12 protein-coding genes are annotated in these 15,719 nt (G+C 71.8%); 8 read left to right on the top strand and 4 right to left on the bottom strand.

Features of this window, described 5'->3' with window-relative positions; translation table 11 throughout:
- Positions 1-349: 349 nt before the first annotated feature.
- From AC3ANM_RS00755 to AC3ANM_RS00720, 8 genes are all read left to right on the top strand, one after another.
- Entirely contained in the window at positions 350-808 is a 459-nt protein-coding gene (locus tag AC3ANM_RS00755) for a prepilin-type N-terminal cleavage/methylation domain-containing protein (RefSeq protein ID WP_488286231.1), read from the top strand.
- 145 nt (positions 809-953) lie between these two features.
- Positions 954-1,448 (top strand): prepilin-type N-terminal cleavage/methylation domain-containing protein, encoded by a 495-nt coding sequence (locus tag AC3ANM_RS00750; protein ID WP_488286230.1) that lies wholly within the window; start codon positions 954-956, stop codon positions 1,446-1,448.
- Positions 1,442-2,251 carry a hypothetical protein gene (locus tag AC3ANM_RS00745; protein ID WP_488286229.1) on the top strand — a complete coding sequence of 270 codons (810 nt, stop codon included), beginning with the start codon at positions 1,442-1,444 and terminating at the stop codon, positions 2,249-2,251. Before AC3ANM_RS00750 ends, AC3ANM_RS00745 begins: the two co-directional genes overlap by 7 nt.
- A complete protein-coding gene (locus AC3ANM_RS00740) occupies positions 2,248-5,049 on the top strand; it encodes a hypothetical protein (protein ID WP_488286228.1) in 2,802 nt (933 codons plus the stop codon). Before AC3ANM_RS00745 ends, AC3ANM_RS00740 begins: the two co-directional genes overlap by 4 nt.
- Entirely contained in the window at positions 5,049-5,846 is a 798-nt protein-coding gene (locus AC3ANM_RS00735) for a prepilin peptidase (protein ID WP_488286227.1), read from the top strand. Before AC3ANM_RS00740 ends, AC3ANM_RS00735 begins: the two co-directional genes overlap by 1 nt.
- A 31-nt stretch (positions 5,847-5,877) precedes the next feature.
- A complete protein-coding gene (pilM, locus tag AC3ANM_RS00730; protein ID WP_488286226.1) occupies positions 5,878-7,014 on the top strand; it encodes a type IV pilus assembly protein PilM in 1,137 nt (378 codons plus the stop codon).
- A gap of 47 nt (positions 7,015-7,061) precedes the next feature.
- On the top strand, positions 7,062-7,913 hold the full coding sequence (locus AC3ANM_RS00725) for a hypothetical protein (RefSeq protein WP_488286225.1): 852 nt from the start codon (positions 7,062-7,064) through the stop codon (positions 7,911-7,913).
- Complete coding sequence (locus tag AC3ANM_RS00720; protein WP_488286224.1) at positions 7,910-8,557, top strand: hypothetical protein; 648 nt, start codon at positions 7,910-7,912, stop codon at positions 8,555-8,557. The genes AC3ANM_RS00725 and AC3ANM_RS00720 overlap by 4 nt, the downstream gene beginning before the upstream one ends.
- A gap of 57 nt (positions 8,558-8,614) precedes the next feature.
- Here the strand turns inward: AC3ANM_RS00720 and AC3ANM_RS00715 are convergent, their stop codons facing one another.
- The 4 genes from AC3ANM_RS00715 to AC3ANM_RS00700 all read right to left on the bottom strand — a co-directional run bounded on the left by AC3ANM_RS00715 (position 8,615) and on the right by AC3ANM_RS00700 (position 15,708).
- Positions 8,615-9,397, bottom strand: coding sequence for a class I SAM-dependent methyltransferase (locus AC3ANM_RS00715; RefSeq protein WP_488286223.1), 783 nt, complete (start codon positions 9,395-9,397; stop codon positions 8,615-8,617).
- 363 nt (positions 9,398-9,760) lie between these two features.
- On the bottom strand, positions 9,761-11,149 hold the full coding sequence (locus tag AC3ANM_RS00710) for an HNH endonuclease signature motif containing protein (RefSeq protein WP_488286222.1): 1,389 nt from the start codon (positions 11,147-11,149) through the stop codon (positions 9,761-9,763).
- 336 nt (positions 11,150-11,485) lie between these two features.
- A complete protein-coding gene (locus AC3ANM_RS00705; RefSeq protein ID WP_488286221.1) occupies positions 11,486-13,591 on the bottom strand; it encodes a RecQ family ATP-dependent DNA helicase in 2,106 nt (701 codons plus the stop codon).
- A 164-nt stretch (positions 13,592-13,755) separates the two neighbouring features.
- Positions 13,756-15,708 (bottom strand): ABC transporter ATP-binding protein, encoded by a 1,953-nt coding sequence (locus AC3ANM_RS00700; RefSeq protein WP_488287892.1) that lies wholly within the window; start codon positions 15,706-15,708, stop codon positions 13,756-13,758.
- Positions 15,709-15,719 lie beyond the last annotated feature (11 nt).

Here is a 15,719-nt window from a genome sequence, read left to right as displayed (position 1 = left end):
ATGTTCAGCGGTGAATCTCCCTGCGGCAATTCGGACAATCATCGCCAACTGCCCCGCGATACCAATTCTTGGCGACGTTCTTGGCAATTCGGACAATCAGCAGAGTCATTCCTCCCGCAATTCTTGGTACAGGCAATTCCTCACCTGCCAATGGTCAGCAGTTGGTAATGGCGGATCGGCGAAATCATCGCGACTGCAACGCTTTCAGCCGTCCCACCCGGTGGTGTCAACCTCCGGAAAGCGTATTCCTCAACCGCATTTCCCTCGCACGGCGAGAGATCTTTCTCCCCTCACCGGCTTCGGCCGGAAACTCGCGCGGCGAGCTCCCCTTAGAGCCAAGGAGGCTCACATGCTCACGAAGTTCCACGAGATCCGCGCCCGTCGCGCCCAGGGCGAGCAGGGCTTCACCCTCATCGAGCTGCTGGTCGTCGTCGTGATCATCGGCGTCCTCATCGCGATCGCCATCCCGCTCTACCTGAACTACCAGAAGGGCGCGAAGAACAAGTCGGCCCAGGCAGACGTGCGCAACGCCATTCCTGCCATCGAGCAGTGCGCCACCGAGGCGAACAACACCTATCCCGCGGGAGGCAGCGCGACGAACAGCGGAGCGACACCGACGACGTCGATTCCCCTGACCTGTTCCCCCGGATCGGACCAGACCATCAACGTGTCGCCGGGAAACACGCTGACCTATGCCTATGACGGCACGGCGAAGAAGTACACCGTGGTCGGGAGCAACACCACCGGTGGCGACAAGAAGTACACGTACGACAGCAGCACCGGTCAGACGGTGATTGCCGCGAGCTAGACCCCTCCGGTGGGGTGGCCTGTCCCCCGGGCCACCCCACCAATCCCCCTCGCACCGCTCGCTGTCCGCACCTCGCCCTGGCGCAGCACCCTGCGCACGTCCCCCGCATGACCAGCCCTCGCCCTCCTCGAGGAGGTGTCCCCCGATGTCGCTCCCCCTGGCCCGCCGCTGCGCGACTCCCCTGCCGCGCCGGCCGCGCGCGATCTCCCCGGAGTCGGTCCCCGCCCCCCCGGCCCGCGACCCACGACGCACCGCCGGCCACACCGGCGACGAGGGCTTCACCCTGATCGAGGCTGTCGTCTCGATCGCCCTGCTGGGCATCGTGGCCACCGCCGCGAGCTACGCCCTGGTCTCCCTGATGGTGACGACCCGCACGACCCAGAACCGTGTGGCCGCAGGCAGTCTGGCCCGCCAGGAGGTCGAGCGGCTGCGGCTGCAGAGCTCGACAGGCCGCGCACTCGATGCCGACCCGCGCACCGTGGTCCTGAAGTCCACGACCTACACGGTGACCCCGCAGCTGACGCCGGCGGCGACCAGCCCCTGCGACCCCGTGGCCAACTCCCGCGCCGTCTCCGTCGTGGTCAGCTGGGCCAACACCCAGGGCCGCACGGTCCGCTACGACACGGTCCTCGCATGCTGACCGGCCTGACCCGGCGGCTGGGTCGGCGCCTGGACCGGGTCCGCGCCACCGGCGACGCCGGCATCACCCTCGCCGAGCTCATGGTCGCCATGACCCTGACCGCCATCGTCGGCACCATGTCGACCAGCTTCTTCGTCGGGGCCAACCACGCCGGCAACACCACGATCGCCACGAACCAGAGCACTGCCGACGCGCGCCTCACGCTCGACAACTGGACCGCGATGCTGCGGGTCGCCGGCTGGCTGGACCCGACCGGCAAGGTCGACCGGTTCGAGGAGGTCACGCCCACCAAGGTCGTCTTCTACGCCAACCTGGCCAACCGCAACACCGCCAGCAGCACCGCCACCGCGCCGACGAAGGTCGCGCTGATGCTCGACGTCACCGACGTGGCGACCGGCCGGGGGCACCTCGTGCAGGTCGTCTTCGGCAGCGACAACACGACCCCGGTGACGGTGCGCCAGCTCGCGCTGGACGCCCAGGCGCGTTCCGGTTCATGGGTCTTCACGCCGTACAACCAGACCGGCGTGGCCGTCGACACCAGCCAGCCGTTGTGCCGCAACGGATCCGGCCCTGCACCGGGCCTGTGCGTCAAGGCGCCCGCCGGCGCCGGCCTGCTCGACCCGCAGCTCGCCGCGGGCACGCACCAGGTGCTCGCCGGCCCCCTGACCGGTGACGGCTCGGCGGACAGCATGCTCGGCAACATCGGCCGGATCGACATCGGTTTCACCGTGCAGGACCCCTCCGGCCAGACGACGCAGGACTACTCCTCCTCGGCCTCGGTCAGCTCCGGCTTCCCGTCATGAGCCCCACCCCCACGGCCACACCCTCGGCCCGGCGCCGCCGCCTCCGCCCCGGGGACGAGTCCGGCCAGGCACTGGTGCTCGTCCTCCTGGTGAGCCTGCTCATCATGCTGCTGCTCAGCACCGCCACCACGACCCTGGTCTCGCAGATCCGCCCGGCCAAGCGCAGCCTCGACGACGGCCAGGCGATGGCCGCGGCACAGGCCGGCATCGAGGACTTCACGGCCATGGTCAACAGCCAGTGCCCGGACGACCCCCAGTGCACGTGGCTGGTCCAGGGCCTGACCAGCTCGCCGGCCGTCACCAACCCGGTGACGCAGCCCGGAGTCGCGGTCAAGGGTGCGGACGGCACCGGCACGGCGGGCTCGTTCGTCTGGACGGTCACCTTCAAGGCGGCGTATGTCGCCCGGCTGCGGTCCGTGGGCCAGGTCCCCGTGGATGCCTCCCGGACACGCTTCCGCACCACCACGCTCGTCGCGGACTTCAACGCCCAGCCCGGCTTCCCGAACCTGGAGTACTACACCAAGTTCGAGACCTACTCCCCCGACTACCTCGACAGCCTCTACGCCCCACGCAGCATCCGGCTGGACAGCAGCACCAGCCTCTCCGGCTCCCAGCTCGCCTCGACACCCCTGCCGGGCACGCTGACCTGGCGCGGGCTGCCGGTGCCCACCGACGCCGACTACCCGACGCACGGCACGGGCATCTGCAACGACCTCTACTACCCCAACGACGGAGGACCCGGCCGGGCCACCAACGATGCCTACAGCAACCTCACCCGGCGCCCGGACAGCGGGTCCGACTTCGCCTGGGTCCAGGAGCGCGGCACCTACACCCCCGCCGTGGGAAGCCCGGCGCCCGTGACCCACAACGACACCTGCGACGTCGCCTTCGAGCCCGACATGGTGTTCAACGGTCCCGTCTACACGCAGGACGCCTACCTGCTCAACGACGTCAAGAACAACAACAAGGGCGCGCAGTTCAACGACGCCGCATACACGCTGTGGACGGGCAAGGTGCATGACTCGAACCTCTTCCTGACGCCGCACCCCGAGGTCGGCCCGGGTCACTACCGGACGTTCGCCAGCTACACCCTCCCCGACGGCGACGGCTACCCGCTGGGCACCCACGCCGCGCAGTTCCCGACATACACGCCCAACAAGCTGGACCTGCCGGCGGACCCCACCGCGGCCAAGCCGCTGGCGACGTGCACCTACACCGGGCCGACCCGCGTCCTGGTCAAGCAGGGCATCGCCTACGTCACCAGCCCGGGGACCCCACCGGCCAGCAGCACCGACACCTCCGCCTCACGCTTCTGCTACACGAGCACCGGGGCGTGGGCCAACACCAACGCCTCCGCGGGCGGTGGGGTTGTCGACGCACAGGTGCCGGTGTCGCGGGCCCTGATCTACGTGAAGAACCCGGCGCCGTTGACCCCGCAGGTCGCCACGGCGACGAGCCCGGTGTTCCAGCTCGGCACCTCGCTGAGCGTCCCGGCGGCCGGAAGCGGTGACTCCCTCGGCGGCTCGTGGACCGACACGGCGACGTACTCCCCGACCTCGGCCTGTCCGTCGCCGGCGAACCCCGCGCTGCGCCGGACCCTGGACTGCGAGACCGGGACGGCCACGCCGGTCAAGGAGGACGTCCTGGCCGGCCTGAAGGCCACCGCCGACGCGGTGGTCGCCACCACGAGCACCGCCGACGCCGACGTCCTGAAGAAGCTGCACGACCAGCTGCTGGCGAGGCTCAACCCCGCAGTCGTCAGCGACACCGTGCCGGGGGCGATGGCCGCCAAGGCCGTTGCCTACACCCTGACCGTCGCCGCCGCCTCGCCCTGGACCACTGCCACCGCGACCACGCCGCCCGCCCTGAGCCCGGCGGACCCGTTCCTCCAGCAGGTCGCCGGCGGCGGCTACAGCACCGCGGTCACGAGCTGGACGGTGACGCTCACCCGCTACGCCTGCGGCACGGCCGCCTGCGGGACGAAGCAGAACGACCCCAAGCCCACCGCCACCACGGCCGTCAGCGGCACGGTCACCCGATCCCGTTCCACGGCAACGGCGCCGGTCAACTCGAGCGCGGGCTTCCCGTGGTTCGGCACGTCCTACAGCGACCCCAACCGCGACATCACGACGTACTCCACCGGCTACGGCGACGTGTACGTCGAGGGCACCCTGGACGGCCAGCTCTCGCTCGTGGCCGAGCACGACATCCTGCTGACCGGCGAGGCGCGCTACGCGAACACCAACCTCGACACCACCAACGACGGCTGGGCGTTCGTGGCCGGGCACAACGTGCGCATCTACCGCCCCCTGTCCTGCGTCCAGGACGACCCCACCGGCACCACCTCGCCGGGCTGGTGCCCCGACGACATCACCGGGGCCTACACCACGCTGCCGGACTGGCCGGGCTACCCGCCGGCCACGATGTACAAGGAGGCGGCGGCCCCGGCCATGAGCAAGGGAAAGTCGAAGAACTCGGACAGCTACCTCTACGGCTCGATCTTCGCCCTGCGCGGCAGCTTCATGGTCGACAATGTCGCCCGCGCCGGGGACGACGGCAACATCAACGTCTTCGGCGGGCTGTACCAGTACCACCGCGGCGTGACCAAGGTGCAGTTCCAGGGGCATCCGGCCCAGTCGAGCATCACGCGGCCCGGAATGACGCTGGCGTACAACTACGACAACCTCAAGGCCGGGCGGAACCCCAAGGGCGGCCTGCGGGTGCCGTGGCTGCCGACACCCTCCGGCCAGGTCGCCAACCGCACCTGGAACGTCATCGCCGTGGCGACGGGGTCCTGATGGCGCTGCCGATCCTCCTCCTGCCCGCCGCCCTCCTCGGCCTCGCGGTCGGCTCGTTCCTCAACGTCGTGATCCACCGGGTGCCGCTGGGGCAGTCGGTGGTGCACCCGCCGTCGCACTGCCCGGCCTGCGGTCACGCGGTGCGCGCGCGGCACAACGTCCCGGTCGCGGGCTGGCTGGCGCTGCGGGGTCGCTGTGCGGACTGTCGCGTGCGAATCCCGTTGCGCTACCCCGCAGTCGAGCTCGCGACCGCGGTGCTCTTCGTCGCGGTGACCGCCCGCCTGGATGCGCTGGGCCGGCTGCCGGCCGTCCCGGCATACCTCGCCTTCACCGCCGCCGGGGTGGCCCTCTCCCTCATCGACCTCGACTGCCGTCGCCTACCGGACGCCATCGTCCTGCCCGCCTACCCGCTGCTCGGCGGGCTCCTGCTGCTTGCCGCCGGGGCCTCACACGACGGGCCTGCCGCGCTGCGGGCCCTGATCGGTGGGGCGGGCCTGTATGCCGTGTACCTCGCCCTCGCGTTCGCCTACCCCGCGGGGATGGGGTTCGGCGACGTGAAGCTCTCGGGGCTGGTCGGCGCCGTCACCGCGTTCATCTCGGTGCCGGCGCTGCTGGTGGGGGCGTTCACGGCGTTCCTGCTCGGCGGTGTCGCCGGCGTCGTGGTGCTCGGCCTGCGACGGGGGACGCGCCGAACCGCCCTGCCGTTCGGGCCTTTCATGGTGGCCGGGGCCCTGGTGGGCGTGTTCGCCGGCGGGCCGATCGGCACCTTCTACCTGCACGTGGCCCTCGGCCAATGACCCGGCACCACCCCGCCCGCAAGGAGCAGCCATGAGACGTCGACACCGCAGCAGCACGGTCAGCGCGGTCACCAACCCGGACGGCCTGGCCGTGGGGATCGACATCGGCGCCACCGCCGTGCGCGCCGCCGTGGTGGCCATCAACGCCCGCGACGGGCGGCAGGCGGCCTCGATCCACGGCGTCGGGGAGGTGGCCCTCACCCCCGGGACCGTCGTCAACGGGGTCGTGATGAACCAGGCGCTGGTCACCCGCGCGCTGCGACAGCTGTGGGAGGAGAACGCGATCGAGGGCCGCAGTGTCATCCTGGGCATCACCAACCAGCAGGTGGTCGTGCGCGACCTGCAGATGCCCAACCTCGGGCGGGCCCAGCTCGCCAAGGCGCTGCCGTTCCAGGCGCGGGAGGTGGTGCCGCTGCCGATGGACCAGGTAGTTCTCGACTTCCTGCCGCTCGAGAACCTCTCTGCCACAACGGGTTCCGCTGGCCGTGCCGGCTCATCGGCTGCTGCCGGCTCGGCAGGATCTGCGGACACGATCTCCGGCCTGCTCGTCGCCACCCCTCGCGGGCCGGTCGTCGCGGCGGTCAGCGCGGTCGAGCGGGCGGGCCTGCACGTCGCGCGGGTCGACCTGTCCTCGTTCGCGGCACTGCGCTCCATCGCGGACGAGCGGCTGCCGCTGGAGGCGGTCGTGGACCTCGGCGCGCACCTGACGAGCATCGTCGTCCACGCCGGCGGGGTGCCCAAGGTCGTGCGCAGCGTCACGCGGGGCGGGCAGGAGCTGACTGACAAGCTCGCCGAACGCGCCGACCTGGCCACGGACGTGGCCGAGCAGGCCAAGCGCGAACACGGGCTCACCGGCTCCGACCGTGCCGTGACCCTCGCGCTGCGCGAGGCGGTGCGGCCGCTGGTGGCCGAGGTCCGCAGCTCGATCCAGTACTTCCACACCACCAACCCGGGACTGCGGCTGGACCGTATCGCCCTCACCGGCGGGTGCGCGGAGCTGCCGGGGCTCGCCGAGCTGCTCACCGAGCAGGTGGGCATCCACTCCGCGGTCGTGCCGGCCTTGCAGCACATCCGCAGCCGCTGGGCCAACCGTGAGGTGCGTGAGGCCGAGCGCCAGCGGCTGGCCACGGCGGTCTCCGTCGGTCTCGCGATGGGAGCGGCAGCATGACCGCCGTACTGGGTGCACCGGCGCCCTCCCCTGCCCCCTTGCCTCCGGTGACCACGGCGCCCCTGGTCGCGCCCGGGTGGCGGCTCGCGGCGAACCTGCTCCCCCCGGAGGTGCTGCAGGCCCGGCGGGTGCGGGCCGTCCGCCGGACGAACGTCATCGTGCTCATCGTCGTTCTCGTGGTGGTCGCCGGTGGGTTCGTTGCCGCAACGTGGCGCACCCACGTCGCTGCCGACCGCCTCGCCGAGGCCCAGGCCACGACGACCCGGCTGATGGCGCAGCAGCGCCAGTTTGCCGGCGTCGTGCAGGTCAAGGCGCAGACCGCTCGGCTCAGTGCCCAGGGGTCGACGCTGACCGCGCACTCGGTCGACATGCAGGCGCTGCTCGCGGCCCTGCGGGGTGCCCTCCCCAGCGGCGTGTCGATCACCCAGCTCACCGTCACCCTCGACGGCGATGGCCAGGGCGCCGGATCCACGACCTCCGCCGCCGGGAGCAGCGGTGGCGCCGGGGCGCTGGATGCGTCGGGGCAACGGCACATCGGGTCGGTGACCATCACCGGGGCGGCGCGCCGGCTGGACGACGTGTCGGCCTACGTCGACCGGCTCGCGAAGATCGCCGGGGTGGTCCAGCCCTACCCGGCCTCCAGCCACGCGGGCGCAGCCACCGTCGACTACTCGCTCCAGCTCACCCTCACGGACCGGCTCTGGCCCGTTGCGCCGGCCCGGCCCTCTGCGGGAACGGCCTCTCCCACAACGGGATCCGCCGCATCCACACAGCCCGATCCGACCTCCGGGAGCAGCGCTGGAACTGGCGCGGGCACTGGCACGACTTCGACTGCCGGCACCGGCACCGGCACCAGCACCAGCACTGGATCGAGCACGGGGACAGGGAGCACACGATGATCGGCGCCCGCACGGACCGCTTGCTGATGGTGGGCGGCATACTCCTGTCGGTGGTCATCCTGGCCGCCTCGTGGTTCTTCCTCGTCTCACCACGGCTCGCCGACGGCTCGCAGCTGGATGACCAGACCTCGGCCGCCCAGGACCAGGCCACCGTTCTCCAGACCCGGCTCGTGCAGCTGCGGCGGGAGAGCCTCCAGCTCCCCCAGCTCCAGCAACGCCTCGGAGCCGCTCAGGCGGCACTGCCGTCCGACAACGCGATGCCGGACTTCCTCCGACAGGTCGGGCACCAGGCTGCCGCCGCCGGTTTGAGTATCGGCAGCGTCCTCGCCGGGGCGCCGGCCCCGATCGGCAGAGGTCCTGGGGCACCGCCCCAGCCATCTGGCGCGAACGCACCGGTGGGCACGGGTGGCGCTGCTACCGCAGGGTCGGTCTACTCCATCCCGGTCACGATCACGGCGACCGGCCCGGCGGAGCGCCAGCAGCAGTTCCTGAAGGCGTTGCAGCACGACGGACCGCGGACGGCACTGGTCTCCTCGGTGCAGCTCGCGCCTGCCGGTACCGCCGCCGCGGGGTCCATCGACGCCGGGTCGACGCTGACCGTGCAGTTGCAGGTCTTCGTCGCGCCAGCCCAAGCCACTCACTGAGCTCCTGAGCAGCGTGGGTGGCATGACGCTGGCGGTCAGGGCGCTCGGGGTGACAGCTCAGACGTGACCGTCAGCATGCTCTTTGACTGCGACCACCATGTACCCATCGGCATCGGCGTCGAAGGTGGTGGTCACGACCTTGAGCCCTACGTCCTTCAGCTGCGCCACGAGCTCCTCGTGCCGGAACGGCCAGATGGACAACCGCTCCGAGCAGGAACGGACCGACCCGTCCGGCTCGACCTGTGCCACCGCAATCTCCAGGTGGTGCTCCTGCTCCCAGCGCTGCTCGATCTGCCAGTAGTAGGTGACGACCGCATCGTGGCCGTTGCGGCGGACGAGTCGATCGCGGGTCTCCAGCCGCGAGCCGCTGGAGCGAACCAGCTCCCACGTGCGCGACGTGAGCACGAGGCGTCCGCCCGGATTCAGCAGCCGCGACATCGCGGCCAGTGCGGTCAACCGGCCGGACGCGCCGTCGGCATGTCCCAGCGAGTTGCCCACGCAGAACACCAGGTCGAACGTCGAGGCATCGAGGTGGTCGGGCAGCTCACCCCAGCTGGCGTGAAGGGTTCGCAGCGAGACACCCGCTTCGTCGGCGAGCTCTTGTGTCCGGCGAACCATCCCACCACTGGCGTCCGCCGCGACCACGTCCAGACCTAGTCCGGCGAGACCAACCGCGAGCTGGCCGGTCCCACAGGCGCAGTCGAGGACTCGCGCGTCGGACGGCAGGGACTCCACGAGATCACCGAAGGCCGCGACCGCGCCGGCAGGGGTCAGCTTGGCGTCCGGGATCAGCCACTCGTACACGTCGGAGAGCGCCCCATAACCAGCCACCGTGATCACCTCTGTCGACTCGACAACACGTGGGCAGGACGAGCGTGCCCTGCCAATGCCTTCCCTGCTGTGTCGCAATGCTTCAGCGCGCACTGCTTCGCGCGCACTGAGCAGCCAAGCACTCCCGGCCGCTGCGGCCCACCGGATTTCCCACGTGGCGCGAACCCCTGCCGCGATGCACGCGACCTGGAGCCAGCCGGACGCCGGGGTGATGGTGTTCTGGAACGACTTCGCCAGGCGGCCTGAGCCTCCCCAGTAGGCGCTCTCGAGCTGACTCTGAGCGCCACGTCGAGCGCCCTTGGTGACGGAGGCAGATCGCGACAGGCATGCCGCTGACCCGGTCGTCATCCGGCCGGGTGCGGGGCGGGGTCGTTACAGGTGCCAGGTGACGCCGGTGTCGGTGATGGTGGCGGTCCAGCCCTTCTGGTGGGCCAGGGTGTGGTGTCGGCCGCAGAGCAGGGCGGCGTTGCGCACGTCGGTGGGACCGCCGTCGACCCAGTGGATGACGTGGTGCCCGTCGCACCACCACGGCGGGGCGTTGCAGCCCGGGATGGTGCACCCGCCGTCGCGTTTCCACAGATGGGCGAGCTGCGCCGGGGTGAACAGGCGCTTGGTGCGACCCTGGTCCAGGATCTCCCCCTTGCTGCCCAGGACCATCGGGATGACGGCGGCATCGCAGGCGATCCGGCGCACCGTCTCCGGCGCGATCAAGGTCCCGTTACCCAACACCGGCCCGCCACCGGGGCCGCCATCCGAGCCGCCTGAGCCGCTGGGGCCGCTGGGGCCGTCGCCGAGGGTGGTCGCCGCCCCACACGTGGCCTTCAACTGGTCGTAGTCCATCGTCAGGAACAGCAACGCCTTCGCCTGCGCCGGGACCCCCTCCGCCGCCGCGGTCGACCGCCGGCACACCGCCACCAGCGCGTCACCACGCCGCTGGTCCGAGCTCCGCAAGTCACTGACCCCCTCGGCCGGTTGCGGGGCGGACAGCGGCCCGATCGCCGCCTCCAACACACTCGCGCCCTCGGGGTCCAGCCGCAGGAGGTACTCCACCATCCCGTCATCAGCCCGCCCAGCCGACAGGGACACCCCGTGCTTGAGCCGGTCCTGCCGCACCTGGAACTCCTGGTCCCGCCCGTACATGGCGATGATCCGCTCCCGCAGCCCCCGCACCGCCGACGGGCCTTCGGAGGCCGCCAACGTCAGGAAGCCCTCCCACACCGTCGGCACCGCCTCCTTGGTCAGGCGCGGCGCGAGCTTGTGCATCTCCGCCAGAGCGACCGCCGCCCCACGCACCCCGACCCGCCCGGACAGCACGCACGACCGCAGCCGCTGCACCGACCCGTGGTCGATCACCTGACCCGCCACGACCGGCCGCCCGGTGCACGCGGTGGCCACGGTGACCAGGTCCTTGACCCCGCCGCACCTGTACGACGGCGCCCACTCCAGCACCCACGCCGCCGCCGACGCGTGCGAGGCGGTCACCTCACCGCGCTCGACCGCCTCGCCCAGCACCGTCACCTGGGCCGCCTCGACCAGGCGCCGCAACGCATCCAGGCGCCCCAAAGCCGACCCCAGGTCCGACCCCTGACACTGGTGCATCACCTCGACCAACCCGGTCAACACCCCTGCGGCGGCATCCACCGCCGCGAACCGCTCATCGAACGAGGCCACCGCCCCCGCCGACTCGACGCCTCGGCACTGCCCGGGCACGCCACCGGACCCGCTGGCCGCGGCCCCCTGACGACGATCCCCCTGGTGCATGATTCGAACATACATTCGACCACCGACAGGCCATGACCGCGCTGCCAACAGTCTCGGCATCGCAGCTGACACCAACCAACCCGGCCCACCAACGGCTCATCCGAGGCGTCGCCGGAAGAGGCGAGTGAACGTGACGGTGAGCGTGTCGCGTCAGGTGCAGCCAGGCGAGCGAGGAGCTGGTGACCACGCCGGTCGGCTTCGGCTACCGCGCGCTGGAATCTGGCGACAGCGAGGCGGCTGCCCGACGCGGCGCCGCTCCTCTCCGCGATCTCGGCGACGCCCCCGCCACGCCAGCCGCCCGCACCGCACCGCACCGCACCGCACCGCACCGCAGGATCAGGGCTGGCGGTGCAGCACCAGCGGCAGTACGGCAGCGGCCCCGGCCTGGCGCAGGTGCGCCGTCGTCACGGTGACTGCCCACTGGGTCGAGGTCGCATCCACCACGAGCAGCACGACGCGACCCGCCATCGAGCTGGCCGTCTCGGCAGGAACCGAGACCGCCTCGCGCCAGCCGGCCGCCTCCTGAGCCGAACCCAGGTCACGCCCCGGCCGTGAGCCGGCCAGGTCGAGCGAGGCCCGGCCCAGCCGGCCGACGGACGCGACGTGGTCGGCGACCTGCGCCGTCATCCGGGACAGCCCGGCGGCCGGAAGGTCGACCACGACCTCCGGGCGCGCTGGCCAGCTCTGCCGCCACGAGCCCAGCAGCCGGACGACGCCGTCGAGAACCTCCTGCGGCGCCGGCCCGTCCGACCCGAACGAGCCCTGCACCACCTCGCGCCACTCCGGCGCGTCGGCGTGGATCAGGACCCGACCGGTCTCGGCCATCAGCGTCGGCGGGATCCGCCCCTTCGTGCCGAACGCCCCGCCGGGCCACATCTTGCGCGGCTCGAGGTCGTGCACCTGGCCGCGCAGGAGCCCCGCCACCGCGGCGACGGTCTCCCCCGAGGGCTCGCCCGCCAGCGACTCCGGCAGCCGGCCCAGGCACACCGAGCACCGGCCGCACGCCGTCGCGCTGTCGTCGTCGAGCGACTCCTGGAGCAGCTGCATGAGGCAGCGCTGCCCGCGCACGTAGGAGCGCATGATCTCCGCCTCGCGCCGCCGCGTGGCCACGATCCCCTCGTAGCGCGGCGCGTCGAAGGCCCAGTCCCTGCCGGTCGAGACCCAGCCGCCCTCGACCCGGTCGACCGCGCCGTCGACGGCGAGCTGCTTGAGCATGAGCTCCACCCGCGAGCGCCGCAGCCCGGTCTCGGCCTCCAGCGCCGGCACCGAGGCGGGCGGCGCATCGGCACCCACCGGCAGCTCGCCGAGGAGCTGCTGCATCTGGTCGGGGTCGGGGATCGTTGCGGTCGCGAAGTAGTCCCACACCCCCGCATCGGCGTCTGACGGCAGCAGCGCCACCAGGGCATGGTCGATGCCGCGCCCGGCGCGCCCGACCTGCTGGTAGTAGGACACCGGCGAGGGCGGCGAGCCCACGTGCACGACGAACCCGAGGTCCGGCTTGTCGTAGCCCATCCCCAGAGCCGACGTCGCGACGAGCGCCTTGAGCCGGTTGTGCCGGAGCGCGTCCTCGAGCCGCTCGCGCTCCCCCGCCTCCAGACCCCCTGTGTATGCCGCGACCGGCACCTCGTCGCCGTGGGCCGCCTGGATGGCGGCCGTCAGGCGCTCGGCGTCGGCGACGGTGAGGGTGTAGACGATGCCGGAGCCGGGCAGGACCGGCAGGTGGTCGACCACCCACGCGTAGCGCTGCAACGGGGTCAGCCGGTCGACGACGCTCAGCTGGAGGCTGGAGCGCGCCAACGGCCCGCGCAGCACCAGGGTGGAGTCGCCCAGCTGGGCCGAGACGTCCTCGGTGACCCGGGCGTTGGCCGTGGCGGTGGTGGCCAGCACCGGGGTGTCGGGGTTGAGGTCGCGCAGCACGTCGGACACGCGCCGGTAGTCGGGCCGGAAGTCGTGGCCCCAGTCGGAGACGGCGTGCGCCTCGTCGATGACCAGCAGGCCGAGTCGCCCGGCCAGCCGGTCCAGCACGCGTCGGCCGAAGCCCGGGTTGGCCAGGCGCTCGGGGGACACCAGCAGCACGTCGAGCTCGTCGGCGAGCAGGGCCGCCTCGATCGAGGACCACGCGTCGATGTTGGAGGAGTTCAGCGTGGCGGCGCGCAGGCCCGCCCGCTCGGCCGCCCCGACCTGGTCGCGCATCAGCGACAGCAGCGGGGAGACGACCAGCGTCGGGCCGGCACCGTCGGCGCGGCGGATCGCGGTGGCCGCCCAGTAGACCGCAGACTTGCCCCACCCGGTCGCCTGCACGACCAGCACCCGCGAGGCCGGGCGGGACAGCTCGGCCACCGCGGTCGCCTGGTCCTCGCGCAGCCGCGCGCCCTCACCGGCGAGGGCGGTGATGACGCGGGCGGCGACGCGGTCGTGGTGCTCGGTCAGCGTGACGCTCATGCGCCCGACCCTACGGGCCGCCCCCGACGGGCCCGGTCAGCGCCCGACCCACGGGCGTCCTCCGCCCGCGCCATGGCCTTCGCCCGCGCTCCGCGACAGCACCCAGCCCCGGGTCAGCGCCCACCCCGGGTCAAGACCCAGCCCGGGTCAAGACCCAGCCCGGGTCAGCGCCCAACGCGGGTCGGTGCCGCAGCCACCTCCTCGTCCTGGACCACGGCGCCACTGAACTGCGCGGCATACAGGCGGTGGTAGGCACCGCCGGCGGCGAGGAGCTCCTCGTGCGTGCCCTGCTCGACGATCCTGCCCTCCTCCATGACGACGATGTGGTCGGCGTCGCGGATGGTCGAGAGCCGGTGCGCGACGACGAAGCTGGTCCGCCCCCGCCGCAGGTCGGCCATCGCCTGCTGGACGAGCGCCTCGGTGCGGGTGTCCACCGAGCTGGTCGCCTCGTCGAGGATGAGGATCGCCGGGTCGGCCAGGAAGGCGCGGGCGATGGTCAGCAGCTGCCGCTGCCCGGCACTTACGCCGGCACCCTCGTCGTCGATGACCGTGTCGTAGCCGTCGGGCAGCGTCCGCACGAAGTGGTCGACGTAGGCCGCGGTCGCGGCGGCGAGGACCTGCTCGTCCGTGGCGTTGTCGGCGGCGTAGGCGATGTTCTCCCGGATCGTCCCGCTGAACAGCCACGTGTCCTGCAGCACCATCCCGAACCGCGAGCGCAGGTCCTCCCGGCGCATCAGCCGGGTGTCCACGCCGTCGAGCGTGATCCGCCCCTCGTCCACGTCGTAGAAGCGCAGCAGCAGGTTGGCCAGCGTGGTCTTGCCGGCGCCGGTCGGCCCGACGATGGCCACGGTGTGCCCCGGCTCGGCGACGAGGTCGAGGTGCTCGATGAGCGGGGTGTCTGCGGTGTAGCGGAACGAGACGTCCTCGAAGGCGACGCGTCCGCGCACCGCCTCCACCGGCGCGGCCGGCGAGGGATCGGGGCTCTGCTCGGGCGCGTCGAGCAGCTCGAAGACCCGCTCGGCCGAGGCGACCCCGGACTGGAGCAGGTTGGCCATCGAGGCGACCTGGGTCAGCGGCTGGCTGAACTGCCGGGAGTACTGGATGAACGCCTGGACGTCGCCGAGGCTGATCGCCCCGGAGGCCACGCGCAGGCCGCCGATCACGGCGACGAAGACGTAGTTGAGGTTGCCGATGAAGAACATCGCCGGCTGGATCAGGCCGGAGATGAACTGCGCGCGGAAGCTGGACTCGTAGAGGTGCTCGTTCTGCTCGACGAACACCTCCCGCGCCTCCTGCGTGCGGCCGAACACCTTGACCAGGGCGTGGCCGGTGTACATCTCCTCGATGTGGCCGTTGAGCCGCCCGGTCGTGGCCCACTGCTGGACGAAACGCGGCTGGGCCCGCTTGCCGATCTGCATCGTCACCACCGCCGACAGCGGCACCATGACCAGCGAGACCACGGCCAGCACCGGCGAGATCGCGAACATCATCACCAGCACCCCGACGACAGTCAGCAGCGCCGTGAGCAGCTGGCTCATCGTCTGCTGCAGCGACTGGGCGATGTTGTCGATGTCGTTGGTGACCCGGGAGAGGATCTCCCCGCGCGAGCGGCCGTCGAACCACGCCAGCGGCAGCCGGGCGAACTTGGCCTCGACCTCCTCGCGCATGGCGAACACCGTCCGCTGGACGATCGTCGTGGTGACCCGCCCCTGCATCCACGCGAACAGCGATGCCGCCACGTAGATGAGCAGGACCAGCATCAGGACCCGGGCCAGCGCGGCGAAGTCGACACCCTGCCCCGGCACGACGTCGACGCCCTGGAGCAGGTCGGCCATCCGGACCTGGCCGGTGGCCCGCAGCCGGGCGATGACCTCGGCCTTGCTGACCCCGGCCGGCAGCCGCTGTCCGACCACCCCGGCGAAGATGATGTCGGTGGCGTGCCCCAGCACCCGCGGGCCGGTCACGGCCAGCGTGACACTGCTGACCCCCAGCGCGAAGACGGTCGCCACGAGCGCGCGCTGGCGGCGCATCGAGCGCACCAGCCGCACCGCAGAGGAGCGGAAGTCCAGCGCCTTGGCCGGCGGGCCGCCCATCATGGCGCCCATCGGGCCGCGCATCGGGGGCGGGG

Source organism: Oryzihumus sp. JJN4-3R (assembly GCF_057747915.1).
Note: the sequence above shows the minus strand (reverse complement) of the source record. Positions and strands in the feature narration are given on the sequence as shown.

What these genes read in the sequence shown, in the direction of transcription:
- AC3ANM_RS00755 (WP_488286231.1), top strand. Translation starts at nt 350, where the DNA reads ATGCTCACGAAGTTCCACGAGATCCGCGCCCGTCGCGCCCAGGGCGAG.
- AC3ANM_RS00750 (WP_488286230.1), top strand. Translation starts at nt 954, where the DNA reads ATGTCGCTCCCCCTGGCCCGCCGCTGCGCGACTCCCCTGCCGCGCCGG.
- AC3ANM_RS00745 (WP_488286229.1), top strand. Translation starts at nt 1,442, where the DNA reads ATGCTGACCGGCCTGACCCGGCGGCTGGGTCGGCGCCTGGACCGGGTC.
- AC3ANM_RS00740 (WP_488286228.1), top strand. Translation starts at nt 2,248, where the DNA reads ATGAGCCCCACCCCCACGGCCACACCCTCGGCCCGGCGCCGCCGCCTC.
- AC3ANM_RS00735 (WP_488286227.1), top strand. Translation starts at nt 5,049, where the DNA reads ATGGCGCTGCCGATCCTCCTCCTGCCCGCCGCCCTCCTCGGCCTCGCG.
- pilM (WP_488286226.1), top strand. Translation starts at nt 5,878, where the DNA reads ATGAGACGTCGACACCGCAGCAGCACGGTCAGCGCGGTCACCAACCCG.
- AC3ANM_RS00720 (WP_488286224.1), top strand. Translation starts at nt 7,910, where the DNA reads ATGATCGGCGCCCGCACGGACCGCTTGCTGATGGTGGGCGGCATACTC.
- AC3ANM_RS00710 (WP_488286222.1), bottom strand. Translation starts at nt 11,149, where the DNA reads ATGCACCAGGGGGATCGTCGTCAGGGGGCCGCGGCCAGCGGGTCCGGT.
- AC3ANM_RS00705 (WP_488286221.1), bottom strand. Translation starts at nt 13,591, where the DNA reads ATGAGCGTCACGCTGACCGAGCACCACGACCGCGTCGCCGCCCGCGTC.
- AC3ANM_RS00700 (WP_488287892.1), bottom strand. Translation starts at nt 15,708, where the DNA reads ATGCGCGGCCCGATGGGCGCCATGATGGGCGGCCCGCCGGCCAAGGCG.